Annotated in this window: 28 protein-coding genes; 12 read left to right on the plus strand and 16 right to left on the minus strand. The window is 74.9% G+C overall.

Translation table 11 applies throughout. From position 1 onward, the window contains the following. Positions 1 to 25 precede the first annotated feature (25 nt). Entirely contained in the window at positions 26 to 937 is a 912-nt protein-coding gene (locus ACFY0X_RS17475) for a LysR family transcriptional regulator (RefSeq protein WP_387755288.1), read from the minus strand. A 177-nt stretch (positions 938 to 1,114) separates the two neighbouring features. On the opposite strand from ACFY0X_RS17475, the gene ACFY0X_RS17480 reads away from it, so the two are divergent. Beyond that, a complete protein-coding gene (locus tag ACFY0X_RS17480) occupies positions 1,115 to 1,795 on the plus strand; it encodes a type 1 glutamine amidotransferase domain-containing protein (protein ID WP_387755290.1) in 681 nt (226 codons plus the stop codon). Positions 1,796 to 1,945: 150 nt separating this feature from the next. On the opposite strand, the gene ACFY0X_RS17485 is transcribed toward ACFY0X_RS17480, so the two are convergent. Next, a complete protein-coding gene (locus ACFY0X_RS17485; RefSeq protein ID WP_387755293.1) occupies positions 1,946 to 3,508 on the minus strand; it encodes a carboxylesterase/lipase family protein in 1,563 nt (520 codons plus the stop codon). Between the two features lie 111 nt (positions 3,509 to 3,619). On the opposite strand from ACFY0X_RS17485, the gene ACFY0X_RS17490 reads away from it, so the two are divergent. The 5 genes from ACFY0X_RS17490 (at position 3,620) to ACFY0X_RS17510 (ending at position 7,132) form a co-directional block, all read left to right on the plus strand. Then, positions 3,620 to 4,240: a TetR/AcrR family transcriptional regulator gene (locus ACFY0X_RS17490; protein ID WP_387755296.1), complete on the plus strand. Its 621-nt coding sequence runs from the start codon at positions 3,620 to 3,622 to the stop codon at positions 4,238 to 4,240. 29 nt (positions 4,241 to 4,269) lie between these two features. After that, positions 4,270 to 5,337 carry a TIGR03617 family F420-dependent LLM class oxidoreductase gene (locus ACFY0X_RS17495; protein ID WP_387755298.1) on the plus strand — a complete coding sequence of 356 codons (1,068 nt, stop codon included), beginning with the start codon at positions 4,270 to 4,272 and terminating at the stop codon, positions 5,335 to 5,337. Between the two features lie 229 nt (positions 5,338 to 5,566). Next, positions 5,567 to 5,926, plus strand: a complete 360-nt coding sequence (locus tag ACFY0X_RS17500) for a hypothetical protein (protein WP_387755300.1) — start codon at positions 5,567 to 5,569, stop codon at positions 5,924 to 5,926. 223 nt (positions 5,927 to 6,149) lie between these two features. Continuing rightward, positions 6,150 to 6,992, plus strand: coding sequence for a hypothetical protein (locus tag ACFY0X_RS17505; RefSeq protein ID WP_387755303.1), 843 nt, complete (start codon positions 6,150 to 6,152; stop codon positions 6,990 to 6,992). Beyond that, entirely contained in the window at positions 6,989 to 7,132 is a 144-nt protein-coding gene (locus ACFY0X_RS17510) for a hypothetical protein (RefSeq protein WP_387755306.1), read from the plus strand. Before ACFY0X_RS17505 ends, ACFY0X_RS17510 begins: the two co-directional genes overlap by 4 nt. Positions 7,133 to 7,176: 44 nt before the next feature. Here the strand turns inward: ACFY0X_RS17510 and ACFY0X_RS17515 are convergent, their stop codons facing one another. The 5 genes from ACFY0X_RS17515 to ACFY0X_RS17535 form a co-directional block, all read right to left on the minus strand. Then, positions 7,177 to 8,166, minus strand: a complete 990-nt coding sequence (locus tag ACFY0X_RS17515) for a bile acid:sodium symporter family protein (RefSeq protein ID WP_387755725.1) — start codon at positions 8,164 to 8,166, stop codon at positions 7,177 to 7,179. Positions 8,167 to 8,333: 167 nt separating this feature from the next. Beyond that, positions 8,334 to 8,651, minus strand: a complete 318-nt coding sequence (locus ACFY0X_RS17520) for a hypothetical protein (RefSeq protein ID WP_387755309.1) — start codon at positions 8,649 to 8,651, stop codon at positions 8,334 to 8,336. Further along, complete coding sequence (locus ACFY0X_RS17525; protein ID WP_387755312.1) at positions 8,648 to 9,535, minus strand: oxaloacetate decarboxylase; 888 nt, start codon at positions 9,533 to 9,535, stop codon at positions 8,648 to 8,650. The genes ACFY0X_RS17520 and ACFY0X_RS17525 overlap by 4 nt, the downstream gene beginning before the upstream one ends. Before the next feature lie 335 nt (positions 9,536 to 9,870). Continuing rightward, the gene (locus ACFY0X_RS17530) at positions 9,871 to 10,749 is read right to left on the minus strand and encodes a class I SAM-dependent methyltransferase (RefSeq protein ID WP_387755315.1); all 879 of its coding nucleotides are present in this window, start codon (positions 10,747 to 10,749) and stop codon (positions 9,871 to 9,873) included. A 249-nt stretch (positions 10,750 to 10,998) separates the two neighbouring features. Next, the gene (locus tag ACFY0X_RS17535; protein ID WP_387755318.1) at positions 10,999 to 11,535 is read right to left on the minus strand and encodes a PadR family transcriptional regulator; all 537 of its coding nucleotides are present in this window, start codon (positions 11,533 to 11,535) and stop codon (positions 10,999 to 11,001) included. Positions 11,536 to 11,736: 201 nt separating this feature from the next. On the opposite strand from ACFY0X_RS17535, the gene ACFY0X_RS17540 reads away from it, so the two are divergent. Beyond that, on the plus strand, positions 11,737 to 13,125 hold the full coding sequence (locus ACFY0X_RS17540; RefSeq protein WP_387755321.1) for an MATE family efflux transporter: 1,389 nt from the start codon (positions 11,737 to 11,739) through the stop codon (positions 13,123 to 13,125). Positions 13,126 to 13,410: 285 nt separating this feature from the next. Here ACFY0X_RS17540 and ACFY0X_RS17545 read toward each other — a convergent pair whose 3' ends face one another. Both ACFY0X_RS17545 and ACFY0X_RS17550 read right to left on the minus strand, forming a co-directional pair. Continuing rightward, complete coding sequence (locus ACFY0X_RS17545) at positions 13,411 to 14,901, minus strand: MFS transporter (protein WP_387755324.1); 1,491 nt, start codon at positions 14,899 to 14,901, stop codon at positions 13,411 to 13,413. Beyond that, positions 14,898 to 15,488, minus strand: coding sequence for a TetR/AcrR family transcriptional regulator (locus ACFY0X_RS17550; RefSeq protein ID WP_387755327.1), 591 nt, complete (start codon positions 15,486 to 15,488; stop codon positions 14,898 to 14,900). Before ACFY0X_RS17550 ends, ACFY0X_RS17545 begins: the two co-directional genes overlap by 4 nt. 73 nt (positions 15,489 to 15,561) lie before the next feature. Here ACFY0X_RS17550 and ACFY0X_RS17555 point away from each other — a divergent pair, with 73 nt between their 5' ends. Further along, complete coding sequence (locus ACFY0X_RS17555; RefSeq protein ID WP_387755330.1) at positions 15,562 to 15,822, plus strand: hypothetical protein; 261 nt, start codon at positions 15,562 to 15,564, stop codon at positions 15,820 to 15,822. A 90-nt stretch (positions 15,823 to 15,912) separates the two neighbouring features. Here ACFY0X_RS17555 and ACFY0X_RS17560 read toward each other — a convergent pair whose 3' ends face one another. Continuing rightward, positions 15,913 to 16,095: an antitoxin gene (locus tag ACFY0X_RS17560; protein ID WP_387755332.1), complete on the minus strand. Its 183-nt coding sequence runs from the start codon at positions 16,093 to 16,095 to the stop codon at positions 15,913 to 15,915. Between the two features lie 151 nt (positions 16,096 to 16,246). On the opposite strand from ACFY0X_RS17560, the gene ACFY0X_RS17565 reads away from it, so the two are divergent. Then, positions 16,247 to 17,878 (plus strand): M28 family peptidase, encoded by a 1,632-nt coding sequence (locus ACFY0X_RS17565; RefSeq protein ID WP_387755335.1) that lies wholly within the window; start codon positions 16,247 to 16,249, stop codon positions 17,876 to 17,878. Positions 17,879 to 18,160: 282 nt separating this feature from the next. Next, positions 18,161 to 19,567, plus strand: a complete 1,407-nt coding sequence (gene lpdA / locus ACFY0X_RS17570) for a dihydrolipoyl dehydrogenase (RefSeq protein ID WP_387755338.1) — start codon at positions 18,161 to 18,163, stop codon at positions 19,565 to 19,567. A 147-nt stretch (positions 19,568 to 19,714) separates the two neighbouring features. Here the strand turns inward: lpdA and ACFY0X_RS17575 are convergent, their stop codons facing one another. Further along, the gene (locus tag ACFY0X_RS17575; protein ID WP_387755341.1) at positions 19,715 to 20,449 is read right to left on the minus strand and encodes a sigma 54 modulation/S30EA ribosomal C-terminal domain-containing protein; all 735 of its coding nucleotides are present in this window, start codon (positions 20,447 to 20,449) and stop codon (positions 19,715 to 19,717) included. 178 nt (positions 20,450 to 20,627) lie between these two features. Continuing rightward, positions 20,628 to 20,963, minus strand: coding sequence for a GNAT family N-acetyltransferase (locus ACFY0X_RS17580; RefSeq protein WP_387755344.1), 336 nt, complete (start codon positions 20,961 to 20,963; stop codon positions 20,628 to 20,630). A gap of 185 nt (positions 20,964 to 21,148) precedes the next feature. On the opposite strand from ACFY0X_RS17580, the gene ACFY0X_RS17585 reads away from it, so the two are divergent. Further along, a complete protein-coding gene (locus tag ACFY0X_RS17585) occupies positions 21,149 to 21,472 on the plus strand; it encodes a hypothetical protein (RefSeq protein ID WP_387755346.1) in 324 nt (107 codons plus the stop codon). On the opposite strand, the gene ACFY0X_RS17590 is transcribed toward ACFY0X_RS17585, so the two are convergent. Next, positions 21,374 to 22,633 (minus strand): AI-2E family transporter, encoded by a 1,260-nt coding sequence (locus tag ACFY0X_RS17590; RefSeq protein WP_387755349.1) that lies wholly within the window; start codon positions 22,631 to 22,633, stop codon positions 21,374 to 21,376. The genes ACFY0X_RS17585 and ACFY0X_RS17590 overlap by 99 nt on opposite strands. A 257-nt stretch (positions 22,634 to 22,890) precedes the next feature. Between ACFY0X_RS17590 and ACFY0X_RS17595 the strand changes: the two genes are divergently transcribed. Then, complete coding sequence (locus ACFY0X_RS17595) at positions 22,891 to 23,130, plus strand: DUF6296 family protein (RefSeq protein WP_387755351.1); 240 nt, start codon at positions 22,891 to 22,893, stop codon at positions 23,128 to 23,130. Between the two features lie 83 nt (positions 23,131 to 23,213). On the opposite strand, the gene ACFY0X_RS17600 is transcribed toward ACFY0X_RS17595, so the two are convergent. From ACFY0X_RS17600 to ACFY0X_RS17610, 3 genes are all read right to left on the minus strand, one after another. After that, on the minus strand, positions 23,214 to 23,438 hold the full coding sequence (locus ACFY0X_RS17600) for a hypothetical protein (protein WP_387755354.1): 225 nt from the start codon (positions 23,436 to 23,438) through the stop codon (positions 23,214 to 23,216). 183 nt (positions 23,439 to 23,621) lie between these two features. Continuing rightward, entirely contained in the window at positions 23,622 to 24,059 is a 438-nt protein-coding gene (locus ACFY0X_RS17605) for a CBS domain-containing protein (protein ID WP_387755357.1), read from the minus strand. Positions 24,060 to 24,205: 146 nt separating this feature from the next. Then, the gene (locus tag ACFY0X_RS17610) at positions 24,206 to 24,628 is read right to left on the minus strand and encodes a DUF6343 family protein (RefSeq protein ID WP_387755360.1); all 423 of its coding nucleotides are present in this window, start codon (positions 24,626 to 24,628) and stop codon (positions 24,206 to 24,208) included. Positions 24,629 to 24,683: the final 55 nt, after the last annotated feature.

A 24,683-nucleotide genomic window follows, 5' to 3' on the forward strand; every position in this document is an offset into this window, starting at 1 on the left:
GGGGCCCGGGCCCGCGCGCGGCCGGTCAGCCCCAGGCGCGGGCCGCGGCCAGCAGCCGTTCGCGGACCAGGGCCACGTGCGGGTTGGCCGAGCCGGCCGGGCGGCGGACCAGGTAGGCGGTGTTGATCGGCGGATCGGCCGGCTCGTGCAGCAGCCGCAGGGCCCCGGAGGCGAGTTCGGCCCGGCACAGGTAGCCGGGCAGCACGCTCCAGCCCGCGCCCGCGGTCACCGCCGAGAGCACCGCCCGCAGGTCCGGCACGGTGATCGCGGCCCGGGCGTGCAGCCGCCGGTCGAACACGTGTCGCCAGTAGCGGCGGGCGATCGGCAGGTCCTCGGCGTAGCTGAGCAGCGGGACCTCGGCCAGCGCGCCGGGCAGCTCGCGGCCGGCCAGCCGCTCGGCCCAGACCGGGGCCGCGACCAGGACGAACTCCTCGTCGGCCAGCGGTTCGGCGAGCAGCGTCCGGCCGCGCGGACGCCGGGTGGCGACCACCAGGTCGTGCCGCCCGGCCCGCAGCTCCGCCAGCAGCGGGTCGGTCAGCCCGGCGGTCACCCGCAGCTGGACGCCCTGCGCGACCAGCGGGGCCAGCTCCGCCAGCAGGACGGTGCCGAGGAACTCGGCGGGCCCGGCGAGGTGGACCGGCTCCGGCACGCCCCCGCCGCGCCCGTCGGCGACACCCGCGAGCTGGTCCAGCGGCACCGCGAGGCGGGTGGCGAGGTCGTCGGCGTACGGCAGCGGGCTGACCCCGCGCGCCCGGCGTTCGAACAGCTCCCGGCCGAGCCGCTGCTCCAGCGCCCGGATCTGCGCGGTCACCGTGGACTGCGACAGGCCCAGCAGGTGCCCGGCCGCGGTGAAGGAGCCGGCCCGGTGCACGGCGAGGAAGGTCCGCAGCTGGTTGAGGTCCAGCGGGCCGGAGCCGGTGGTCGGCCGATCGCTCATGCGGACGAGCCTACGGGATTCCGATGGCTGGACGGTCCGGGTGAGGTATCGGGATCCCGATGCCTCGCATCGCGTGGCCCATTGGTTCGCGCGGGCCGGGCGCGTCTAGCGTCGACGCCGTGAGCGCCGCGGCGGACCGTCGCGGCACGGACCGCGGCACCCCTGGAGGCACATCCCATGGCCGACATCCTGTTCGTCCTGACCGGCGCGAGGTTCTGGACCCTGAACGACGGCACCGCGCACCCGACCGGTTTCTGGGCGGAGGAGGCGGTCGTCCCGTACCGCGCCTTCACCGAGGCCGGCCACCGGGTCACCGTCGCCACCCCGGCCGGCGTCGTCCCGGTCGCCGACGGGGCCAGCCTGACCGACCCGGCGATGGCCGAGGAGCTGGAGAAGATCGCCGAGTTCCGGCAGCCCCTGGTGCTGGCCGAGGTCGACCCGGCCGACTACGACGTGGTGTTCTACCCCGGCGGCCACGGCCCGATGGAGGACCTGGCGGTCGACCCCGACTCCGGCCGGCTGCTCAACCGGGCGCTCGCATCCGGGCGCCCGCTCGGAGTGGTCTGCCACGGCCCGGCCGCGCTGCTCGCCGCGCGGTCCGAGGACGGCGGCTCGCCCTTCGCCGGGTACCGGGTGACCGGCTTCACCAACGCCGAGGAGACCCAGGCCGGCCTGGCCGACCGGGCGCCGTGGCTGCTCCAGGACCGGCTGGTCGAGCTGGGCGTGGACTTCGAGGAGGGCGAGCCCTGGGCGCCGCACTCGGTCGTCGACCGCAACCTGGTGACCGGTCAGAACCCGGCGTCCTCGGCCCTGGTGGCCACCGAGCTGCTGAAGCTGCTGAACGCCTCGGCCTCGTAGCGGCCGGGCGACGGCTCCATCCGACGGGCGGGCGACGGCTGCTCCCGGACGGGCGGGCGACGCGGGGTTGGTCCCGTCGCCCGCCCGTCAGGGATTGCCGTCCGAGCCGGCAGGGCCGCCGACGCGCGCGCCCCTGCCGCGCGACCGCCGTCAGCGCAGGTCGTAGGCGGTGAGCGGGTGCCCGGCCCAGATCCGGCGGGTGGCCTGCTCCGGGTAACGGACGGTCTCCGAGCGGGCGTCCAGGACCCGGGTGAGCTGCCCGTCCGGATCGAAGGCGGGCCACCCCGGGTCGCCGGTGGTGGCGAACCGGACCCAGGCCTCCCGCAGTTCCGCCGAGAGCCGGACCACCTCCTCCGGCGGCTGGTCGCCGAGGACCTGCCGCGCCATCGGACTGTCCAGACTGCCGAAGGCCAGCGGCACGTCGAGACCGTGGCAGGCGCCGAAGACGCCGCCGAGGGCGGGGGCGGTCAGCGCGAGCTCGAAGAGGTACGAGGTGCCGCCGGCCGCCGCGTTGGCCTCGGCCAGGCGCAGGGACGGCACCCGGAACAGGGCGTCGGAGTTGACGGCCTCGAGGAGTTCGGACGGCGTCGCCCCCGGGAAGGCGGCCCGGTAGGCGTCCGGCCCGTCCGGCGGCGGGGCGGACAGCTGCAGCGCGAGCCGGGCCTCCTCCTCGGTGAAGCTGCCGTGCCGGCCGCTGAGGACGCTGAACGGCCGGAACTCGTCCCGGGTGTGGCCGACCAGCAGTTCGACGCCGTCGGTGAGCGCCGACCACGGCGAGCCGGGCAGCACCTCCCCGTCGACCACCGGGACGGTGGCGATGCCGCTCTGCGCCAGCCGGCCCCAGCGCGCGAGGTGCTCCGGCAGCGCGGCGCCGAGCTCGGTGACCGCCGAGGCCAGGCGCCACGGGTGCACCTCGGCCAGCGCGGCGGCGGTGGGGGCCGCGCCGACCAGCTTCGCGAGCTCGGCGGTGACCTCGGCGGCCAGCGCGGGGGTGCAGTGGGTGCCCGGCACGCTGTGGGCCACGGCCCGCCGGAACAGGCCGCGGGCCGCGTCCATCACCAGCAGGGCGGCGACCGACCCGGCGCCCGCGGACTGCCCGGCGACGGTCACCAGGGCCGGGTCCCCGCCGAACCGGGCGATGTTGCGCCGCACCCAGCGCAGGGCGGCGACCTGGTCCAGGAAGGCCCGGTTGGCCGGGGCACCCTCCAGCAGCGCGAAGCCCTCGGCGCCCACGCGGTAGTTGACGGTCACCACGACCAGCCCGGCGGAGGCCAGGGCGGTCGGGTCGTACAGCGGGTCGGCGGAGGCCCCGGACATGTAGCCGCCGCCGTGGATCCACACCAGGACCGGCAGCCCGGCCGTGCCCGGATCGGGCGTGCAGACGTTGAGCGTCAGCCAGTCGGTGTCCTCGGAGGCCTGGCCGGCCCCGGTGGGCATCGGCCCGGACTGCGGGACGACGGGCCCGAAGGCGGCCGCCTCGCGGACGCCGTCCCAGGACTCGGGCTCGACCGGGGCGGCGAAGCGCAGCGCCCCGACGGGCGGCTGGGCGTAGCGGAGGCCGCGGAAGACCGCGAGGTCCCGGCCCTCCCGCTGCTCCCGCTGCCGTTCCGGTTGCCGCTGCTCCTGGCCGCTCCGCTGGTCCTGGCCGCGCCGCGGCTGCCAGCGGCCGCGGACGAGCCCCTCGGTGGTGCGGACGACGGGTTGCTCTGACATGGGGACGCTCCTCCCTCGGAAGGCTTCCCACGTTATAGGTCAGATGTATTATGTCAAGCGTATGGAAAAGAGTCCGCCACCGCGCGGAGCGAGTCCGAGGAGCCGCCGTCCATGCCGAAGCAGGTCGACCACCGGGAACGCCGGGAGACGATCGCCCGCGCGCTGTGGCGGGTCGTGGAGCGGCGCGGCGCCACGCACCTGACGATGCGCGAGGTCGCGCAGGAGGCCGGCATCTCGCTCGGGCAGCTCCAGCACTACTTCGGCTCCCGGGCGCAGATGCTCGCCTTCGCGATGGACTTCGCCGGCGAGCAGAGCGGGCTGCGGGTCGGCCGGGCGATGGCGGCGCTCGGTGAACGGCCGCACCCGCGCGAGGTGCTGCGGGTGATGCTGGTCGAACTGCTGCCGCTGCACGCCGACGCACGGGCGACCAGCCGGATGAGCGCCGCCTACGTGCTGGAGGCGCTGCACGACGAGGAGGTCCACGCGCGGGCGCGCGGCGGCCTGCTCCAGGGGCGGGCGATGGTCGAGCAGGTGGTCCGGCAGGCCGTCGCGGACGGGTACCTGGCGGCCGACCGCGACCCGGTGGTGGAGACCGACCTGCTGCTCGCGCTCACCGGGTTCACCACCCTGCTGGAGCTGGGCGTGGTCGAGCCCGCCGCCGTCCTCACCGCCGTCGACCGGCACCTGGACCGGCTGTTCGCGGTACCGGGGCATGGCAGGCTACCCGGGTGACACCGCCGCCCGCGACCAGGAGCACCGCCATGGACCGACCCGCCGCCCTCCGCCTCGACGCCACCGCCTCAGGACACCCGGCGGGCATCCTGGACGCCGCCGAGCGGGCCGAACGCCGGGGCATGGACCGGCTGGTGGTCGCCGAGACCGCGTACGACCCGTTCCTCCAGCTCGCCCGGGCGGCCGACCGCACCGCGTCGATCGAACTGGCCACCGGCATCGCGGTGGCCTTCGCCCGGACCCCGATGACGCTCGCCTACCAGGCCTGGGGGCTGCACGCGGCCTCCGGCGGACGGGCCGTCATCGGACTGGGCTCGCAGGTCAAGCCGCACATCGAGAAGCGCTTCGGGATGCCCTGGGACCGCCCGGCCGCCCGGATGCGCGAGTACGTCCACGCGGTGCGGGCGATCTGGCACAGCTGGCAGACCGGTGAACGGCTGCGCTTCCGGGGGGAGTTCTACACCCACACGGTGATGACGCCGGTGTTCTCGCCGGACCCGGTCCCGTCCGGGGTGCCGCGCATCCTGCTGGCCGGCGTCGGGCCGCTGATGACCAGGACCGCCGGGGCGGTGGCCGACGGCTTCCTGAGTCACCCGTTCACCTCCACTGCCTACCTGACCGAGCAGGTGCTGCCCGGACTGACCGAGGAGCGGGCCCGGGCCGAGGCGGAGGGGGCCGGGTGGACGGAGCGGCCGTTCGAGATCGTCGGCAACGTGCTCACCGCCACCGGCCGCACCGAGGAGGAGTTGGCGGCCAACCGGGCGGCCACCCGGGAGCGGCTGGCGTTCTACGCCTCCACGCCGGCCTACCGCCCGGTGCTGGCGCAGCACGGCTGGGAGGGGCTCCAGGAGGAGCTGCACGCCCACTCGGTGCGCGGGCGCTGGGCGGAGATGGCCGCCCTGATCGACGACGAGGTGTTCGACGCCTTCGCGGTCTGCGGTCCGGTCGAGGAGGTCGCCCGGGAGATCCACCGCCGGTACACGGGCCTGGTCACCCGGCTGTCCGTCAGCCTGCCCGAGGACGCCGACCCGGAACTGGGCCTGGACGTCCTGGCTGGGGTCCGGGCACTGGGCCGACCGGAAACGGACGCCGGGTGACCACAGTGGGAGGCTGGCCGGGCAGGGGCCGACGAAGTCCGGGCAGATTCGCGCAACGCGTTTCCGGGGGTGGTGGTGGGCGGCAGGATCGCGGTGGCAGGCCGGACCGTTCGGCGGAGACCGACGCTCCGGGCCCGCCGTGTTGTGGGGCCTGTCGCGCCGTACGGACCACCGTGCCGAACGGCCTGTCATGCCTCGGCCGCCCGTTGCCGATCATGGGGGTGCCCGCGTGCCCGTGTCCGACGACCGCCCGGCCGACTACGACCTGGCGGAGCGCTGGGACCCCGTCGCCAACAGGTACGTCGACGCCCTGGCCGACCTGGACGAGTTCCTGCGCGTCTGCGCCGAGCTGACCGGCTTCGACGTGCCCGAGCTGCGCTCCACCGGGATGGCGGACGAGCACCACCGCACCACGCTGGCCCACCGGGTGCGCGACGGGCACGCCCTGGTCCACCTCTGGTACGTCGGCGCCTGGCCCGGCGAGGCGCCCTCCTCCGCCCGCGCCCGTGACCAAGGACTGGTCTGGCGGACCTTCCGCGCCGCCCCTCCCGGCGCCGCCGCACCGGACACCGCCGGCGAGGGCAGCTGAACGCCCGGCGGGACGCACGCCGAACCGGCACGCGTCGGCCTGGGGAACACCCCGCCGTCAGCTCCATGAGCAGCGGCCGGAACGCGGATCTCACTCAGCGGTCGGGGGCCAGGGGTCAGGGCGCTCGGAGAGCCGAACGGCCACGTCGAGGGAGCCCCTGAAGGCGCAGCCACATCAGCCACCTCCGGCCCTCCGGGGCCACGCAAGACCTCATGGAGCCCTCATGACCGGCCTGCCACTACCGCCCGTCCCGGAGCCGTACCACTTGCCCTTCCACTACGGCGCGCTGCACACCATCGGCGTCGACTACCTGGTCGACCACGGCCGGGCGCGCGGACTGCTCGCCAAGCGCCACCCCGGGTTGACCGTCGCGGCCTTCGACGGCGGGGCCTGCGTCTCGCTCAACTACCGGCTGTACTTCGCCCAGTACCCGGACGGCGGCGGCATCACCCAGGAGCTGGAGATCAACCTGATCGCCCACCCGGTCTTCGCCGAGGAGCGGATGCCGGTGGTCGACTACGGCCAGTACGCCCGGGGCTGGGACCAGACCAAGTTACTCGGCAGCGCCCGGCTGCACGTGCTCTGCGACAACCCGCTCGCCATCGACGCCGGGCGCCGGCTGTACGCCGAGCCCAGGCACCCGGGGTGGTTCGAGACCGCCCTGCCCTCCCTCAACGCGCCCGAGGCGCGCGAACGCTGGTCGGTCTCCTGCCGCCGGGCCACCCTGGGGGAGGACGGACTGAGCCGCCACGACGAGGAACTCCTCGCCCTGGACGTCAGCCTGGTCGGCCTCACCCCCGAGCCGGTCAACAACACCCCGATCACCGGCTACGCCACCGACGACGAGGGCAAGCTGCTGGCCGCACCGCTCAACGTCTACCAGCCCTACCGCTACTACGCCCTGGACGACCGCACCGCCGAGCGCGTCCGGCTCGACCTCGGCAACCCCGCCGAGGAGTCCGCTCGAGACCTCGCCCACCTGATTGCCGAAGCCCCGGCCGCCGGGGTCTGGACCTACCAGTCCCCGCCGGTCGCCGCCCACAACCGGGCCTACTACGTCCGATGACGGCCCCGTTCTTCGTCCCGGGCGGCACCGCCGTGCGGCGGGACGCCGCCCACGGGAGGATCTGCTCCGCCCTGCCCTGCACCGGGCCACTGCTCATCCTCCCGGCCACCGCCCTCAGCACTCCTGCCGAAGGGGGCTGAGGGCGGCGGCCGACCCGCGGCCCTGGCCGGGCTGCGCCTGAGGATCAGCCGGGCGCCGGCGGAGCGCCCGGACCGGTGGGCGCGGCCGGCGCCGGGTCGGGCGCTCCATCGGCCGAGGGCGCCCGCGACCAGCGGCCGGCCAGGACGGTGCCGACGATCAGCTGGAGCTGGTGGTAGAGCATCAGCGGCAGCACCATCAGCCCGGCTTGGGCCCCGAACAGGACGGTGGCCATCGGCAGCCCGTTGGCCAGGCTCTTCTGCGACCCGCACAGCACCGCCGCGATGGCGGCCGCCCGGTCGAGCCCCAGCAGCCGCGCGCCGAGCCCGGTGGCCGCCAGGGCGGCGGCCAGCAGGGCGAGCAGGACCGCGAGCAGCCCGAGCAGTGCGAGGGGGGTGGCCAGACCCCAGATGCCCTGGGACACCGCCGCGCTGAACGCCGTGTAGACGACCAGCAGGATCGAGCCGCGGTCCACCGGGGTGAGCACCCGTTTGTGCCGGGACAGCGGACCGCCGAGCCACGGCCGCAGCAACTGCCCGAGCAGGAACGGCGCGAGCAACTGGAGACCGATCCGCAGCAGCCCGTCGGCGGCCAGCTGGGTGTGCGAACCCAGCAGCCAGGCGGCCAGCAGCGGCGTCAGCAGCAGGCCGGCGAGGCTGGAGTAGGTGCCCGCGCAGATCGCCGCCGGGACGTTGCCCCCGGCGGCGCCGGTGAGCGCCACCGAGGACTGCACCGTCGAGGGCACCAGACAGAGGAACAGCACCCCGGTCTGCAACTGCCCGGTCAGCGGGACGGGCGTGAGCAGCGCCGTCGCCACGCCGAGCAGCGGGAAGAGGACGAAGGTGGCGGCCAGTACCAGCCCGTGCAACCGCAGGTGGCGCAGCCCGGCCAGCGTCTCGCGGGTGGAGAGCCGGGCGCCGTAGAGGAAGAACAGCAACGCTACCGCGACGTCGCAGCCCACCCCGGCGACCCGCGCCGAGGTGCCCGAGGCCGGGAACAGCGCGGCCAGCCCGACCGTCCCGGCCAGCGCCGCCATGTACGGGTCCAGCCAGCGCGGCAGCAGCCCGCGGGGGCGGGGCCCGGGACCGCGGTGCGCCCGGGCGCCGGGCCCGGACACCTGGCCCCCGGATGACCGCTCCCCGGGCACCCGCTCCCCGCGCGCCCGGAGCCCTGGTGGCTGCTCCGGGCGCGCCAGGCGGTCGGTCACGGGCCGCCTCCCGTCGCCGGGCGGAGCGTGGGCCCGGAGGAGGAATCCGGCCCGAGCAGACCGCCCACCAGCGAGCCGGCGCCGTCGTGGTCGCTGCCCGCCGAACCGCTGCCGTTCTGGAGGTTGGCCGTGCGGTCGACCTCCAGCCAGGAGTCGGCGTGCGAGTTGTCCACGACCGTGATCAGCGAGCCGTCGGCCGCCGCGGGCGCCGCGGCGCCCGCGAGCAGCGCGCAGGCCCCGGCCAGCCCCAGGGCGGTGGCCCGCAGGGCGGCGGCCGGTGAGGGCGGGGCGGGCCCGCGCAGCCCGGCGCTCACGCCGTCACCGCCATCAGCCCGCGGGAGCGCGAGATGTTCCGCTCCAGCAACTCGGTGGACTCCCGAACCCCGACCTGGTCCCGGCCACCGGCCGGAGCCGGCAGCCGCCCGTCGGCGTCCTTCAGCCCGGCCAGCGCCTCGTCCATCGCCCGGTGCGCGGCGAACAGGCACGGCGTGCTGTAGATGGCCACGTCCACTCCCAGGTCCGACAGCTCCGAGAGCGACAGCCGGGGCGACTTGCCGCCCGCGATCTGGTTGAACAGCAGCGGCTTGTCGCCGACCACCCGGCGGATCCGGCGGATCCACTCCTCGCTGCGCACGCCGTCCACCAGCACCACGTCGGCGTCGGTGGCGGCGAGCGCCCGGGCCCGGCGCAGGATGTCGTCCTCCTCGGTGGCGTCGGTGCGCGCGACCACCACCAGGTCCGTCCGGTTGTCGAGGACGAGCTCCAGCTTCTCCAGGTACTCCTCCAGCGGGAGCACGATCTTGCCGTCCGCGTGCCCGCAGCGGCGCGGCCGCTTCTGGTCCTCCAGGATCACGCCCGACGCGCCGATCCGTTCGAGCCTGCGCACGACGTGGCAGGCCACCTCCGGATCGACGTAGCCGTCGTCGATGTCGACCAGCAGGTGGTGCCGGGGGAAGGCGCCGCGCAGCCGCTCGACGAAGCCGACCATGTCGGGCCAGGCGATGAAGCCGATGTCGGGCAGCCCGTAGTAGGAGGCCGCGAAACCGAAGCCGGAGACGAACATGCCGTCGTAGTGCTCGGCCGCGATGGAGGCCGAGTACATGTCGTAGACGCCGATCAACGGCGTGGTCCCCGGGCCCGCGATCTCCGCGCGCAGCCGCTGCCCGGGGCTGTCCGATGCCGTGTTTCCGTGGAACAAGGTCTTCTCCTTGCTGGGGATGACTTTGCCTGAACTTGGTGTTCATCAGACCGAACTGAGGTGTCATCACTATGCGCCCTTTAATGTTCCGTGGGCAAATCTTTAAAGGAGGTTCCCTCGTTAGAGTGAAACGGCGGAGACAATAAGAAAGCCCCTAAATATGGTTATCGGCCCACGAGGCGACTCGGCGGCTCCTTGGCGGCGGAACGGCGATCGGGCAGGGGTGCGCGGCCCGGCGCACCCGCAGGCGCGCGGGTGCGCCGGGCGTGCGGGGCGAGGACGGCGTCGGCGCCCGTCCCGCACGGGACGCGTGCGGGACGGGCGCCGATGAGGGGTCAGGCGCTCGGTACCGGGGGCGCGGCGCGGCGCTCGCGCAGCGTCCGGAGCATCCGGCGGGTGGCCTTGGTCGCGACCGGGGGCAACAGCTCCAGGGCGATCCGGCGCGGCGTGGAGCGCTGGACCGGGGCCTTGACCTGGTAGTTGAGGCGCAGCACCCGGGAGCCGGCGATGGTGTCCTCGTCGATGGTGTACCCCTCGGCCCGCCAGTCGCGCTCCCGCAGGACCGCCTGGGGGGCCGCGGCGTCGCCCCAGGTGCCGTAGAACTTCATCGGGGTGAGCAGGACCGGCCGCAGCCCGCCGGTGAAGACCGCTTCCCAGACCGCGGCGGAGACGCCCGGGGTGTGCTCGGAGCGGTAGTCGTCCAGGGCGACCAGGCCGTTCCCGGCGAGCGCGGCGCGGGCCACGGCGATGTCCCCGGCGACGTGCTCGTAGAGGTGGGAGGCGTCGATGTGGACGAAGCGGCAGCTGTCCGCCCGGATGCGGCCGTCGGCCAGGACCGAGGTGGGGGCCTGCACTATCTCGGGCAGCTCGCGGTGGAAGGCGAGGTAGTTGGCCTCGAAGGCGCTGCGGGTGAGGGTCCTGCGGTAGGACATGTCCATCTCGGCGGCGTTCTCGGCGTCGCCCGCCTCGGAGTCGAACAGGTCGCAGACCGTCAGCCGCTCGCCCGGCCGCAGGTGGTCGCCGAGCAGGACCGCGCTGCGGCCCAGGTAGCTGCCGAGCTCCAGGATGTCGCCGGTGACGCCGGCCGCGCTCTGGGCGGCCAGCAGGTGGCTGAAGGCGGCCCGGTCGAGGCTGAAGAACCAGCCGGGGATGTCGTCCCGCTTCAGCGGCGCGGAGGGGGTCGCGGCCTCGGCCGCGGTCTCGGGAACGGGCACGGCGGCCTCCAGGGGGACGGCGGGGCGCGGTGGCGGGTCACGTCGCGGAGGGGGAAGCCGAGGACGTGAGGCGGATCATCATAGCGACGCCGGGGCCGGAGGGAACCAGGTGTGCGGCGGCCCGGATCCGATTCTTCGCCCTGCTGTTCGGCAGGGGCGCGGACCTTCGTTTCCGCTCTCGATTCGCCTGGTCGGCCTAGCGTTCCGAGGGCTGGGAAACCGTCGGCGCGTGGAGGGTCTCCGGGCGGTTCACCCCGACGGTCGTTCGAGCTCCGCGACGGTGTCGGTCAGCCAGGCCCGCTCGGCCGCCGTGGAGGCCCGGGCGACCAGCAGCATCCCGCGCCGGAAGGGGTTCGGCTCGCGCTCGGCGGTCACCGGTTGCCCCGCTCCGTCGTAGAAGAAGCTGCTCGGCGCGTCCAGGAAGTCCAGTCGGCGGCGGAGGACGGCGGCCTGCCCGAGCGGATCGGCGAGGTGGTGCAGGAAGGTGGTGACGGTGAAGAAGCGGATCTGGTCGGTGATCTCGGCCTGCTCCGGATCGGCCAGCCGGCGCAGCAGCTCGGCCCGTCCCTGCGCCGTCAGCTCCAGCGTCTGCCGCGGCGCCGCGCCGCTGCCCGGTTCGGTGCGGCGGTGCAGCAGTCCGGCCTTCTCCAGCCGGGCGATGGCGGGGTAGAGCGCGCCGTCGCTCACCGGCCGGACGTGGCCGGTCAGCCCGGTGATCCGGGACTTGAGCTCGTAGCCGTGCAGCGGCTGGTCGTACAGGAAGCCGAGGATCGCGAGCGTCAACACGGCTGGAGCCCTTCGGTCGGAGTGCGGCTGCAGGAGCGCTCATGTTACCTCTTGTCGATGTGCCTCGAAACGATGTATCTCTATTCGAGGCAGGTCGCAGGCCGAGCCAGGCCGAGTCGCGGCAAGCCAGGCCAAGCCAAGCCAGGCCAAGCCGAGGACACCCACGAGGCGAGAGCGCTTCGGGCGCGAAGGGGAGACATCATGCGGGGGCAGGTGCGCCGACTCACGGCGTTGGCGGTACCGGTGTACGCGGAGCTGCTGTCGGGGGTGGTCGCCTCGGTGATCGGCACCCTCTGGGTGGCCGGACTCGGCGGAGCCGCGGTCGCCGCCGTGACGCTGGCCGGCACCGTCGAGAACCTGCTGCTCGGACTGGTGCTGGTGGTCGGCTCCGGCACCAGTGTCCGGCTCTCCCACGCCCTCGGCGCGGGCGACCACGCCGACGCCGCGCGCACCGTCCGGGCGGCCCGCCGGCTCTGCGTCACGGGCAGCGTGCTGCTCGCCGTCCCCGGCTTCCTGCTGCGCGACCGGCTGGCCGGCGCCTTCCTGGACGGCGAGGCCGCCGCGCAGGCCGCCGAGTACCTCACCGTCGCGTTCCCGGCCTTCGCGCTCTTCTTCGGCCAGCGCGTCGCCGACGAACTGTTCAAGGGCGCGGGCGACACCCGCACGCCGATGCGGATCGCCCTGCTCTCCAACGCCCTGCTGCTCCTCCTCGACCCGCTGCTCATCCTCGGCCCCGGGCCGCTGCCCGCCCTCGGCGTGCCGGGTGCGGCACTCGCCCTGGCACTCTCCCGGGCGATCGCCCTCGCCGCCACCCTGCGACTGCGGCGACGCCGGCACCGCGGGCAGCCGCGGCAGCAGGCCGTCGGCGGAACCGGGGGAGTGGGCCCGGCGGCGGCCCGGATCCTGCGCGCGGGCGCGCCGTTCGGCCTGGACTTCACCGCCCGGATGGCCGTCGGAACCGCCCAACTCGCCCTGGTCGCGGGCTTCGGCGTCGCGGCGGTGGCCGGGTACGGCGTCGGCTACCGTGTCCTGCTGGTCGTCACCATGGCCTTCTACGCCCTGCGCCAGGCCGCGGCGATCGAGGCCGCCCGGCTGACCGGCGCGGGGAAGGGCGCCGCGCTGGGCACCCTGCGGCGCGCCACCGCCCGCCTGGCCGCACTGCTCGGCGCGGTGGCGGCGGTGCTCTCCGCGACGCTCGCCGGCCCGCTGACCGCGCTGTTCACGGAGGACCGGGCGGTGGCCGCGCAGTCCGTCGGCTTCCTGCGCGCGGCGGCGCTCTACCTGCTGCCGTACGCCCTGGTGGTGGCCGTCGGCGGGGTGCACCAGGCGGCGGGAGCCGGCCGACCGCTGGCGGTGTCCGTCCTGCTCGGGCTCGGTGCCCAACTCGCCGCCTCGGCAGCCCTGTCCGGGCCGCTGGGCGTGACGGGCGTGTGGCTCGGACCGGCCGTGGGCGCCGCCGTCCAGCTCGCGTTGATCATCACTCTGACACGGGCGCGGAGTTCGAGCGGGGCGAGCGGAGCGGCGGGCCGGAGTCGGGCCGATGGCACCCGGCCCGGGCGGGCGGCCGACCCCGCCCGCTCACGCGCCTGAACGCGCCACGCCGGAGAGCCGGTCGGACCTCCAACGGGCCACGCCCGCCCGGAAGGCCCGGCCTCCGCCCGCCGTCCACGATGGCCCTGCCGCGCCCGGGGTGCGGCACCTCGCCGAGGTCGAACGCCACCGGCATCAGCGGGCATTCGTCGGCTGGAGGGCCCCGCCGGTGTACCGCGCGGACGGTAACCGGCTGGACCCACCGCGGACGACCGAGGCGCCGCTGGACCGGCGGGCGGAGGTGCGGTCGGCGGCGTCACCGGGGCCGGACGGCAGGTCCGTTGCTCACGGACGACCGACGGACCCCGGCCGTCCGGGCACGGCCTGACCGGCCTGACCGGCCTGACCGGCCTGACCGGCCTGACCGGCTTGACCGGCCGTCCGGCCGGTCGCCGCCGCCCGGCCGGGCAGCCGCGCGGCGAGCAGCGTCCCGGCGCCGGCCACCGCCGCCATGGCCAGCGCCGCTGGCGCGAGCGCCGCGCCGGGATCCGTACGGCCGGCGGCGGTGGTGGCCAGGGCGATGCCCAGCGCCGGCCCGATGTTCAGCACGGTCTGCTGCAGGCCGCCCGCGACCCCGGCCCGGCCGGCGGACGCGCCCCGGACCAGCACCGCGGTGGCGGTGGCCATCACCGCGCCGAAGCCGGTGCCGAGCAGCGCGAAGCAGCCGCCGATCGCGACCGTCCCGGAGTCGGGCCCGAGCCCGGCGGTGAGCAGCGCCCCCGCGGTGACCAGCGCCATCCCCGACAGCACCACCGCCCGTTCGCCGTGACGCTTCGCCAGCCAGGGGGAGCCGGTCGCCGCGAGGATCATCGCCGCCGCGAGCGGCACCGCCCGCAGGGCGCTCTGCAAGGGGTCGAGCCCGAGCACGTCCTGGAGGTAGTAGACGGCCGGGAAGAGCGCGCCCTGGAGCGCCGCCGAGGCCGCGAGCAGGACGACGAGCGGCGGTGCGACCGCCGCCGAACGCAGCAGCGCGGGCGGCAGCAGCGGGTCGGCGGTCCGGCGTTCGTGCCGGACCAGGACCAGGGCGAGGCCCCCGGCCGCGGCGAGGCCGAGCAGCGGTCCGGCCGACCAGCCGGCCTCCGGCAGCGCCACCAGGCTCTGCACCAGGCAGGCCAGCGCGAGCGCGAGCAGCGCCGCGCCGGGCAGGTCGAGCCCGGAGCCACGGGCGCCGGCCTCCGCCCGACCGGTCCCGGACGATCCCGGCCCCGTCGGCACCGGCCCGGTCGGCACCGCGAGGGCCGCCAGGAGGGCGGCCGCCGCGGGCAGCAGGCCCAGCACGAAGACCGACCGCCAGCCGAAGTGGGCGGTCAGCGCCCCGCCGACCAGCGGCCCGGCCGCCGCCGCGAGCCCGATGGCGGCGGTGCGGATCGCGATCGGCCCGGAGAGCCGGTCGGCGGGCCAGACGGCGCGCAGCATGCCGAGGGTGGCCGGTTGCAGCAGCGCGCCCGCCATGCCCTGGAGGACGCGCAGCGCGACGACCCAGCCGATGCCGGGAGCCAGGGCGATCCCGAGCGAGCTGGCGGCGAAGCCGGCCACGCCGAGCGTGAAGACCTGCCGGTGCCCGTAGCGGTCGCCCAGCCGGCCCGCGAAGACCAGCAGGGCGGCGACGGTGACCAGGTAGCCGGTGCTGGCCCACTGGACGGCCGCGACCGAGGCGTGCAGGTCGTGCTGGAGGGCGGGCCGGGCGACGGTCAGCGCGGTGCCGTCGACGGCGACCAGGACGGCGCCGGTGATGCTCGCGGTCAGGGCGAGCCCCCGGCGGTGCTGCGGCCTCACAGGGCGGCCGGGCCGAGGTGGGCGTCGAGCGTGACGCGCAGCAGCGGCTCGACGGAGTCGTCGCCGGTGATGAGCCGCAGGCTGCCCCAGGTCCGCAGCTGGGCGAGGCCGTGCAGGTTGGACCAGAGGGCGGCGGTGGCGGCGGCCGGATCGTCGGACTGCGGGAGCACCTCGGAGACCAGTCCGACGAAGGTCAGGAACAGCGGCAGGCTGGTGCGGCGCAGTTCGACGCCGCTGCCCTCCAGCAGGTCGTGACGGAACATCAGCTCGAACATGCCGGGGTTGGCGGCCGCGAAGCCCAGGTAGGCGCGGGCGAGCGCGTCGAGGCGGGTGCGCGCGTCGGCGCCGGTGGTGGCGGAGAGGGCGTCGGCGCCCGCGAGGGTGTCGGTGAGCCTGCCGAAGCCCTGCTGGGCGACGGCCCCGAGCAGCTCGCGGTGGGTGGGGAAGTAGCGGCGGGGCGCGCCGTGCGAGACCCCGGCGCGGCGGGCGATCTCGCGCAGGCCGAGCGCCTGGACGCCGCCCTCGGCCACCAACTCGACGCCCGCGGCCACCAGCCGGGCCCGCAGGTCCCGTTCCTGTTCGGTCATAGACACTGTCTACCAGGCGGCCGTAGACAGTGTCTACTCGCGCACCCGGGAGTGCTCCGACAGAATCGGCCGTATGGACGAAGGCGGCGAGCCGGCCTGCTGGCTGGACCGGGTGTGCCCGGAGTGCGGGCGGCTGCGCGAGCGATCCGGCCCGGGGCCCTGCGAGAACTGCGGCGCGAACCGCGGTGAGAACGGCGGCGCGAACGACGGCGGTGCGAACGACGGCGCCCAGAAGAGCGGCCACGACCGGGAAGGCGGCCACGACCGCTCCGGCCCGGCGGCACCCACGGCCCGGCAGGGCTGGACCCCGGCAGGGCTGAACCGGCAAGGCTGACCCCGGCCCGGCCGGGCGGCCGGACCGGGGCGGTGAGCCGGTCGGACGGCGCCGGGTGCGGCGCCTCACGGATCCCGCTGCCGCTGCCCGCTACTGCTGGGACGGCGGCTGGTCGCGGAACTGGTTCTTCAGCTGCTCCTGGGCGGCGTCCACCTGACCGCTGTACTTGCCCTGGGTGCGCTGGTCGACGGTGTCGCCCGCCCTGTCGACGGCCTTGTCGGCCTGCTCCTCGTGGCCCTTCAGCAGGTTCTTGAGCTTATCCATCATGGACATCTGGTCACACTCCTGGATGAGACGCCCCCACTCCTCCAATATCGCCGCGCGCGCCGCGGACCGCATCCCGCGGGTGTGCGTAAAGGCTTGGCAACGCGATTCCGATCATGTCCAATCGTGACCTCACGGCCCGTCGGAAGGAGCTGCCTTGATGCTGCGCACCCGTCGCCCCACCTCCCCGCTCGACCGTTCCACCCCGCTCGACCGCACCGCCTCCCCAGGGCGCCCGCGAATCGCCGTCACCCGGCGTGGCGCGGGCGCCGCCCTGACCGTCGCCGCTCTGGTCACCCCGCTGCTGCTGGCCGGCGCGGGCACCGCCTCGGCCGACCCGGACCCGGCGCGCAAGGGCGCCAAGCTGGCCTCCCGGCTGGTCCAGACGAGCAGCGCCCGGGACGCCCGGGCCACGCTGGCCGCGCTCCAGCTGATCGCGGACCGCAACGGCGGTACCCGGGTGGCCGGTTCGACGGGACACGACCAGTCCGCGCAGTACGTCTACGAGCAGGCCCGGCGGGCCGGACTCAAGGTGTCCAAGCAGGAGTTCGTCTACACGTTCTTCGAGGCCCGCTCCGAGCGCCTCGACGTGATCTCCCCGCAGGCCGAGTCGGTGCCGGTGATCGCCATGACCTACTCGGTGAGCGGCCCGGAGGCGGGGCTGGCCGCGGACCTGGCGGTCGCTCCGGTCGGCGCCACCACCGGCTGCACGCCCGCCGACTACCCGGCGGGCGCCTTCACCGGCAAGATCGCCCTGATCCGGCGCGGCGGGTGCAGCTTCGCCGAGAAGCAGGCCGCCGCGGCCGCCGTGGGCGCGACCGGCGCGATCATCTACAACAACACCGACGGGAACCTCAACGGGACACTCGGCGAGCCGACCGCCGGGAGGATCCCGACCGGCGGGATCACCAGGGCCGCAGGCGAGGCCCTGGCCGCCGAGGCAGCCGCCGGGCCCGTCCGGGTGAACCTGGACATCCGCACCTTCATGGAGCCGCGCAAGACCTGGAACGTGCTCGCCGAGACCCGCGGCGGCGACCCCGACCACACCGTGATGGTCGGCGCGCACCTCGACTCCGTCCCCGAGGGGCCGGGCATCAACGACAACGGCTCCGGCTCGGCCGGCATCCTGGAGGTCGCGAAGAACCTCAGTGCCCACCCGGTGAAGAACAAGGTCAGGTTCGCCTGGTGGTCGGCCGAGGAGTTCGGCCTCAAGGGTGCCGAGAAATACGTGAACTCCCTCTCCGACGCGGAGAAGAAGCAGATCGGTCTCTACCTCAACTTCGACATGATCGCATCCCCCAACTACGCGCAGTTCGTCTACAACGGCTCCGGCAGCCTCGGCGGCGAGGCGGGCCCCGAGGGCTCGGCGCAGCTGGAGCGGGACATCAACGGCTATCTGGACGGCCGGGGCCTGCCGCACGACCCGACCGCCTTCGACGGCCGCTCCGACTACGGTCCGTTCATCGACGCGGGCATCCCGGCCGGCGGCACCGACACCGGCGCCGAGAAGATCAAGTCCCCGGAGCAGGAGGCCCGTTACGGAGGCACGGCCGGCGTCGCCTACGACCCGTGCTACCACAAGGCCTGCGACGACCTGGGCAACATCGACATGGGCGCCTTCGACGTCAACATCGACGTGATCGCGAACGCCGTCGGCGCCTACGCCTGGGACCTCTCCTCGCTCCGCCGGCCCGTCCCGGCCCAGCGCCCGGCCGCGAAGGCGGCGCCCGGCACCGACGCGGCGGGGGCCGGCGGCACGAGCGCCGGCCGCTCCCAGGGCGTGACGGCCTGACGCCCGGGTGGGCCCGCCGCCGCTCCCGGCCCGGCGGGCCCACCCGACCGCCGTACCCGACCGCTCCGTCCGCGCCCTAGCCAAGCGCGACCTCCCTCCGTCATCGCCCCTGGTGGCCACGGGTGCGGTCACCGTAGCGGAGGCCACTGACAAATCCGGCCCCGGGCCGGTACGGTGCCGCGCGGAGCGCATCGGCCGAGACCCGGTGGGTGCGCCGAGCCCGGTCCTGACACCATGGGACCGAGATCACGACACGGTGACATCCTCGGAGGAGTCAGCAACATGAGCACGCACTACGACGTCGTCGTCCTGGGCGCGGGCCCCGGCGGTTACACCGCCGCCGTCCGCTCGGCCCAGCTGGGCCTGAAGGTCGCGGTCATCGAGGCCAAGTACTGGGGCGGCGTCTGCCTCAACGTCGGCTGCATCCCCTCCAAGGCCCTGCTGCGCAACGCCGAGCTCGCCCACATCTTCACCAAGGAGGCCAAGACCTTCGGCATCAAGGTCGAGGGCCAGGTGACCTTCGACTTCGGCGAGGCCTTCCGGCGCAGCCGCTCGGTGGCCGACGGCCGGGTCAAGGGCGTCCACTACCTGATGAAGAAGAACGGCATCACCGAGTACGACGGCTGGGGCACCTTCGTCGACGACCACACCCTCCAGGTCGCGCTGAGCGGCGGCGGATTCGAGGTCGTCACCTTCGACCACTGCGTCATCGCCGCCGGCGCCACCACCCGACTGCTGCCGGGCACCAGCCTGAGCGAGCGCGTGGTCACCTACGAGGAGCAGATCCTCACCGAGCAGCTGCCGGAGAGCATCATCATCGCGGGCGCCGGCGCGATCGGCGTCGAGTTCGCCTATGTGCTGCACAACTACGGCGTGAAGGTCACCATCGTCGAGTTCCTGGACCGCATGGTGCCGCTGGAGGACGTCGAGGTCTCCACCGAACTGGCCAAGCAGTACCGCAAGCTGGGCATCGAGGTGCTGACCTCCACCCGGGTCGAGTCGATCGACGACAGCGACCCGAACGCCAAGGTCCGGGTCACCGTCACCAAGGACGGCCGGCAGCAGGTGCTGGAGGCCGACAAGGTGCTCCAGGCGATCGGCTTCGCGCCGCGGGTCAACGGCTACGGCCTGGAGAACACCGGCGTCAAGCTCACCGACCGCAACGCGATCGCGGTGGACGGCCGCGGCCGCACCAGCGTCGAGCACATCTTCGCGATCGGCGACGTGACCGCCAAGCTGATGCTCGCGCACGCCGCCGAGACGATGGCCGTGATCGCCGCCGAGACCATCGGCGGGGCGGAGACCATGGAGGTCGACTTCGCCATGATCCCGCGCGCCACCTACTGCCAGCCGCAGATCGCCTCCTTCGGCTACACCGAGGCGCAGGCCCGCGACCTGGGCTACGACGTCAAGGTCGCCAAGTTCCCGTTCACCGCCAACGGCAAGGCGCACGGCCTCGGCCACCCGATCGGCTTCGTCAAGGTCATCAGCGACAACACGCACGGCGAGCTGCTCGGCGCCCACCTGATCGGCCCCGAGGTCACCGAGCTGCTGCCGGAGCTGACGCTGGCCCAGCAGTGGGACCTGACCGTCCACGAGGTCGCCCGCAACGTGCACGCCCACCCGACCCTGGGCGAGGCGGTCAAGGAGGCCATCCACGGCCTCGCCGGGCACATGATCAACATGTGACGCGCCGATCCCCGCGCGCACGCCGATCCGCGTGCGCACGCCGCGCCTCGTGTACGCCGCGCCTCGTGTACGCCGCGCCTCGCGCGCGCCGCGCCCCCGCCGAGCGACTGCCCGGCGGGGGCGCGGCGGCGTTCCGGTGAGGGCTCGTCAGGCGCGCCCGCCGATCAGGCCGAGCCGGCCGTCGAAGCGGCGGTAGAGCACCCGGCCCCGCCCGCTGACCGGGTGCGAGAAGAACAGGAACGGCAGCTCCGCGCCCGCCAGCCGGTCGACGGCCTGCGCCTCCGTCAGCCGCGGAGCGCCGTACGGGCTGAGGGTGATCGGCGAGGTCCGGCGGCCCGCCGGGCCGGCCGGGACGGTACGGGCGAGGCGGTAGCCGGTCGGTCCGACCCGGTAGACCACGGCGTCGGTCTCGGTCGCCGGATCGGTGAACAGGTGGATGTCGTAGTCCATCGCGTCCATGGTCCGGGCGGCGGCCTCCGGCGAGCACCACACCAGCGAGGGCTCCTTGCGCCGGACGACCCGCGGCTCGCGGACGGCCCCGCCGTCCGGACCGGTGCGGGCCGCCGCGCGGTGGCCCGGCCAGGGGCGCGGTGTCCAGGCCCCGGTGACGGCCCCGATCCTGCCGCGCAGCGCGTCACTCACCCGGTCGAGCGAGTCGCCGAGTCCGGCCGCGGCCTCCTGGACGCGGATCCGGCGGCCGTCCACCTCGGCGTTCACCTGCGCCAGCACGCCCCCGGCCACGGCGGCGAACCGGACCCGCAGGGCCTCCACCAGCGTCCCCACCCCCGCAGCGGCCGCGGCGGCGGCCACCCGGGCCCGTGCCTCGGCCAGGACCTCGCCGGTCAGCCCCTCGAACGCCCTCACCGTGACCAACTCGCCCATCCTCAGGCCCTTCCGCTCCCGACCTCGCGCGTACCGGCGACCAGGATTCCGGCCCCCCGGCCGCGCGGACAGGGCCCAACGGCCCCACCTCGGAGGGCCGGGCGGACCAGCCGCGGGCCGGGCCCGGCCCGGCCCGGGAAAGCATCGGTCAGGAAAGCTCCGGTCAGGAGAGCGCCGGTCAGTACAGCTGGCTGCGCAGCCAGCCCTTGACCTCAGGGGTGACCGGGTCGGCGATGTCGGCGAACTCCTCGTGCTTCAGCAGGAACTTGGCGACGTACGGGCAGATCGGCACGATCCGCTTCCCGGCCGCGCGGACGTCCGTCAGCGCCTCCTGCACCAGTCGCGAGGCGAGGCCCTGGCCGGCGAAGGCCTCGTCGACCTCGGTGTGGAAGAAGACGCGCTGCTCCTCGTGGTCCCGGTACTCGGTGAAGCCGGCGAGCCGGCCGTCGACGGAGATCTCGTACCGGTTCCGCTCGTCCGCCGGCTCGACGACGACGGTGCTGGGAGTGGTCACGGGGTGGCCTTTCGGTCGCGGGGCGTGCCGGCGGAGCGTCACGGGGGCGCCGTCGGCACAGGTCAGCGGGAATCCTGCCAGGTCACCGGGGGTGAGGACCAGCCCCGTCCCCGTGGGCCCGGCCCGTGTTACGGACCGCCCGGGCCGGGCAGCCGCCTGTGCACGGGGGACCGGAGGTGGCGGCCATGGACGGGCCCGGGCTCTCCCGCCGGGAGCTGCGGATCCTGGTGGAGATCGAGGACGACCTGCGGACGGACGGACGGCTCGACCGCGCGATGCGCACCATGCGGGGCCGGCCCGGCTGGTGGTCGGACCGCGTCCTGGGAGCCGCCGTGCGGGTGCCGGCCTCCGTGCTGTCGGTGCTGCTGGCGCTGTCGGCCGGCCTGCTGCTGGTCAGCGCCAACGCGCACTCAACCGCCTCGCTGACGGCCTTCGCCCTGGTCTGGGCCCCGACCTTCGTCCTTTCGACGGCCAGGCTGATCGCCCGCCGCCGGGGGCTGCGGCGCTGAGCCGCCGGGGCCGCCCCGGTTGCGCAGCTCGCCGAGCACCGCCCAGCCGACCGCCACCACCGGCACCGCCACCACCGCGCCCAGGACCCCCGCCAGCACCGCGCCGCCGGCCACCGACACGGCGATCACCACCGGGTGGATGCGGACGGACCAGCCGAGCACCAGCGGATGCAGCAGGTGGCCCTCGATCTGGCCGATGACCACGATCAGCGCGAGCACCAGCAGGGCGACCACCGGGCCGCGGGCGGCGAGCGCGACCACGGAGGCGATCGCCAGGGCGATCGGGGAACCGACCAGCGGGACGAGGGTCGCCACGAACTCCAGCACCATCAGCGGCATGACCAGCGGCACCCGCAGGACGGCCAGCGCGATGCCCACCAGCACGGCGTTGGAGGCCGCGACGATCAGCACGCCCCGGGTGTAGCCCGCGAAGGTGCGCCAGGCGGCTCGGCCGACGCGGTCCCAGGCCGAGCCGGTCCGGACCGGCAGCTGGTCCTGCGCCCAGGACCACATCCGGTCGCCGGAGTGCAGGAAGAACACCGAGCAGAACACCGCGAGCGCCAGCCCGGTGACCAGCTCGACGATCCGTCCGGCGCCGCTGAGGGCGGTGCTGAGCAGCGTGGAGCGGTGGGACGCGATGAAGTCGCCGATCTTGGCCCGGAGATCGGTGACGGTGCCGGGCCGCAGGTGGAAGGGTGCGCCGGTGAGCCAGCGGTCGATCCGGGACAGGCCGCCGCGCAGCTCGTTGCCCAGCCGGGTCCACTCGTCGGCGACGGTCGTGCCGACCAGCGTCAGCACTCCGCCGACGACCGCGACGGTGCAGAGGAGGGCGATCAGGACGGCGAGCGAGCGGGGCGTCACCCGGGCCAGCAGGTCGACCAGCGGGCGCAGTACGGAGGTGATGACCAGCGCCACGAACAGCGCGACGACCGGCAGTTCGAGCCGGGCGAGGACGTCGACGACCAGGTAGACGGCGAGCCCGAGCAGCGCCAGCCGCCAGGTGTAGCCGGCGGCCGTCCGCAGCCCGGCGGGGACGTGCTCCCCGGACGGAGCCCGGCCCGGGGCCGGTGCCCCCACCCTGGTCCGGCGCGCCGGTACCCGGGGGCGGCGGCTGCCCAGCGGCACGGCACGCCGGTCCGGTCCGGCGCCGTTCACTCCCACGGCGCGGCCTCCTCGGGATCGGCCGGGTTCCCTCTCACGGCCCGGTCACCCGTGCCCCCGGGGGCTCGCTCCCGGCGCCGCCGGGCCCCACCGTCGCGGCACCAGGATTCTCGGTTCCTCGGTGTGTAAGCGCTCCGGTTCGGGGAAGACGCGAGACGGAGTCCGGCCTCCTCCCGGAATGACGATGGTCCTCCGTGTACGAGCGGTCGGATCGGGGGAGAATCGATGGCGCAGGGTGGGGAGAGAAGGAGGCCGAGATGAGAAGCCTCACCCGCCGCTACGCGGTGACGCTCCCCGGTCCGATCGGCGGGCACGCTCCACCGTCCGTCGTGGTGGTGCACGAGACCCAGAACCTCGGGCCCGGCGGGGGCCCGGTCTGGGAGAGTTCGGACGGCGGTCTGCGGGTGGAGATCACCGGAGGGGTCGCCACCGTCCTGGCGACTCCCGGAAGCTGCAACAGCCGGCACCCGTGCCTGACGGCGGTGCCGTTGCCATGAGGGCGCGCCGGTGAGACGCGCCGGAACGAGGGCGGCGGAGAAGAGAAGGACAGGGAGACGAGGGGGGACGTGGCGACGGACGGTCACCGCGCGCTGGCCGCCAAGGCCTCGCGCACGGTGACCAGGCACGGGTCGCAGTACCGGTCCGGCCCGGCCGCGCCGGTGCCGTCGGCTGCCGGGACGACGCGTTGGGAGGGTTCCAGGAACCGCCCGCACAGCGAGGAGCTCGCGTCGTCCTTCGCCACCACGTGCCACACCACGGCGGGCGGGGTCACCGCCGGGTCGTGCTCGGCCCACATCTCGTACACGGCGCTACCTCCGGATCGCAGGGGGCTCGGTGACTCCATGCAAACCCGGGGCCTGCCGAACGGCCACCGGGCCAGACCCGGTGGGATGGTTGTGAGCCGGTGGGGCTTGGGGAACGAGGGATCGGGAGTCACCCCGCGGGTTCCCGAGTGACTCGTCTCGTCGGGGGGCGGGGCGGCAACCGGTCAGGAGTCGGGCGCGGCGGCGCTGATGTCGGCGAGCGCGGAGCCCAGGCTGGCCGCCCCGACGTCCCGGTCCGTCGCGAGGTCACCGAGCGAGACGACGCCCACCGCCCGTCCGTCCTCCAGCACCGGGAGGCGACGCAGGGCATGGCGTCGCATGAGTTCCACGGCGTGCGCGACGTCGTCGTCCGGGCCGACGTCGACCAGCTCGGAGCTGCACACGTCGCCGGTCCGGGTGCTGTCCGGATCCTTGCCCGCCGCCAGGACCCGGACCACCAGGTCCCGGTCGGTCACCAGCCCGCACACCTCGTCGTCGTCGCCCACCACCAGGACGTCCCCGATGGCGGCGTCGCGCATCCAGCGGGCCGTGTCGCGCACGGAGGCGAGCCGGGGAACGGTGACCGGGGCCGGCGTCATGATCTCCTTGATCTTCCGGGTCATGGTGCCCTCCTCGGCTCTGGGACGGGGTCTGCTGCGGGGTGGCGCCTGCCCGTCGGGACGCCGCGGAAACGGCCGCGCCCGCGGAAGCCCGCAGCCGGACGGCCGAAGAGTGAGGAGCACGGGAGCCGGAGCGGCGGACGCCCCGCTCACTCCCGTCGGTCGGCGCCCGGCCGCCCGCGGGTCCGGCTCGCCGAGCCGGCGGCCCCCCGGGCGTCGGCCCGGTCACGGCCCTGGCCGGCGGCCAGGCGGCGCCGGATCACCAGCAGGTCGAGCGCGGCGAGGCCGGCGAACCCGGCGCACAGGGCGGCGAAGAAGGCGTAGGTCCCCTGGTTGGGGGCGGGGCCCGGGTCGGTCAGGGCGGCCAGCACGGCGAAGGCCGCCGTCCCGCCGACGAACAGGACCAGGAAGACCCGGGACAGCAGCCGCCGCAGCTCCAGGTCCGATCGGGCGGTCACCGGCTCGGTGCCCCGGCGCACCGTCTCCTGCGGCCGGAGCTGCGGCGTCGTCCGGCCGGGGCCCTGCGGGGCGTGCGGGAAGTCGTGGCGCTCGCCGCCCGCGCGACCGGCCATGCCCCCGCGCTGCGTGCCGGGTCTGCGTTGTACGGCCATGACGGCCCCCGAGTGA

The organism is Kitasatospora sp. NPDC001547, from assembly GCF_042894165.1.
Lineage (GTDB): Bacteria > Actinomycetota > Actinomycetes > Streptomycetales > Streptomycetaceae > Kitasatospora.